Here is a 1,747-nt window from a genome sequence, read left to right as displayed (position 1 = left end):
GGACGATGCCTTCGGGGTGGTGCTGGCGCAAAAGCTGGAGCGGGAAGCCGCCTTTCCGCCTTCCGTACGGGTGATGGAAATTGGCTCGGCGGGCATTCATCTGGTACAACAATTGTTTGACAAGTACCGGGTGCTGATTTTACTGGATATTGTGAAATGGGGCGGTGCAGCAGGTACCATTCATTTCCGGGAGGTGGAAGTTAAAGACGCAACTCAACTACCCCAGGATGAGCAGAACGAATTCCTGGCCGATATGCACTACATCAATCCGCTGAAAGCCCTGATGATGGCCAAAGCCCTGAATGTCTTGCCGCCACAGGTACTTTTTCTGGGTTGTGAATCGGAAGAACACGAAGAAATTGGCATTGGGCTTAGTGCCGCCGTAGAAGCCGCCCTGCCAGTCGCCTTTAAGAAAGTGACGGAATGGGTCAAGGACCAAAAGCAGAATGTAAATTAGCTTGGTTGAGATAATTCGTATCACAAAACCTAATACCTAACAACCTAACGCCTACCTACAATTATGAAAGATCAATCAAAATCATCCCGCCGCCAGGAGGAGGAAGAAGTCAAACTTCCCTGGAATGCCGAACTTGAAGTAAAAGACCTCATTAAACCGATTACGCTGAGGAGAATAAGACTTTTCCAAACGGCGGGCGCACTATTCCTCCTGCTGGCGGCAGGGCTTGGCGCGTGGTGGTTTTTCGTAAAGCCTCCCTCCGGCGAACGACTCGTGGAGGACATGGTAGCCGCCGCCGGGGGAATGGACAACTGGCAGGACATTCGGGACGGCAGTTTTGTCCGCACCCACCGTATGTACGACGAAAACGGCAAAGTCATCAAGCAATCCGAGGAAACTTTTTTCTTCAAAAACAATCAGGAAGGCCATCAATTACTCATCAAGTCGCTGACCAACAGTGGAGATCGGGTGGTCGTAGGCCACGACAAGGACGGATATTGGGCGGTCAAGAACAGCGACGAAGTCGAGCCGGTCAAGATTGCCAAAGACCTGGAATTCATGTGCGACGACGAGCATTGTTCGCCGCTCTGCGCCAGCGAAATGGCTTTGTACCGGATGTCGTTCCCCTTCAAATTAACTGACGGTGGCGTCATCCCGCGCAACGCCGGCACCGCGATACTGAACGGCGAAAAAGCCACGCTACTGGACGTCACTTTCGATCCCGCCGTGGGCCACGACCGCTGGATTTTCTATGTATCTCCGGCAACTCACCTCATCAGGAAGATCGAGCATTATGGCAGTGTGGAAGACAACGCCCAGCCGGAGGAGATTTTCTTGTCGGATTTCAAAAAGGAAGGCGATATTATGCTAAGCCATTCCAACAAGTACTACCGCAGCAACGGCAAGATTTTAGAGGAGTACCTGATTTCGGACGTAAAGTTCAACGCCTCGCTGGGAGCCGATTTATTCGAGCGTCCGCAACAGGTCAGCATGGTCAGTAAATGATCCAAACTTTGCTATACCACACTTCGGGACGGTCTGCGGATCGTCTCTTTTTTATGCCGTTTCCAACAAATCTTCGGCTAACTGATTGATCGCCCGTAAGGCGGGCGACTCGTCAATGTCGGCCATGTCCAGAGAACCCTTTTTGTCGGCTTCCGAAACGGTCGGATCGAGCGGAATGACGGCAATAACAGGCAGATCAGTCTGGGCGCAGAAGTCGCGGATGGCCTCCTCGTCTTGGGCATTCTTCACTTTGTTAGCCACCGCCACGATATTCTTGATTTCCAG

At 52.0% G+C, this 1,747-nt stretch carries 3 protein-coding genes; 2 read left to right on the top strand and 1 reads right to left on the bottom strand.

Annotation, left to right across the window (positions count from 1 at the left end):
* Together ACEW8P_RS07260 and ACEW8P_RS07255 are read left to right on the top strand one after the other, a co-directional pair.
* A partial coding sequence (locus tag ACEW8P_RS07260) for a hydrogenase maturation protease (RefSeq protein ID WP_373512426.1) occupies positions 1-457 on the top strand: 457 nt, incomplete at its 5' end.
* A gap of 63 nt (positions 458-520) precedes the next feature.
* Positions 521-1,462, top strand: coding sequence for a hypothetical protein (locus tag ACEW8P_RS07255; protein WP_373512425.1), 942 nt, complete (start codon positions 521-523; stop codon positions 1,460-1,462).
* Between the two features lie 51 nt (positions 1,463-1,513).
* Here ACEW8P_RS07255 and ACEW8P_RS07250 read toward each other — a convergent pair.
* The coding region (locus tag ACEW8P_RS07250) for a hypothetical protein (protein ID WP_373512424.1) at positions 1,514-1,747 on the bottom strand (234 nt) is incomplete at its 5' end.

It is taken from the genome of Persicitalea sp., assembly GCF_041751555.1.
Classification (GTDB): domain Bacteria; phylum Bacteroidota; class Bacteroidia; order Cytophagales; family Spirosomataceae; genus Persicitalea.
This window is presented reverse-complemented; position numbering and strand designations above follow the sequence as displayed.

What these genes read in the sequence shown, in the direction of transcription:
- ACEW8P_RS07255 (WP_373512425.1), top strand. Translation starts at nt 521, where the DNA reads ATGAAAGATCAATCAAAATCATCCCGCCGCCAGGAGGAGGAAGAAGTC.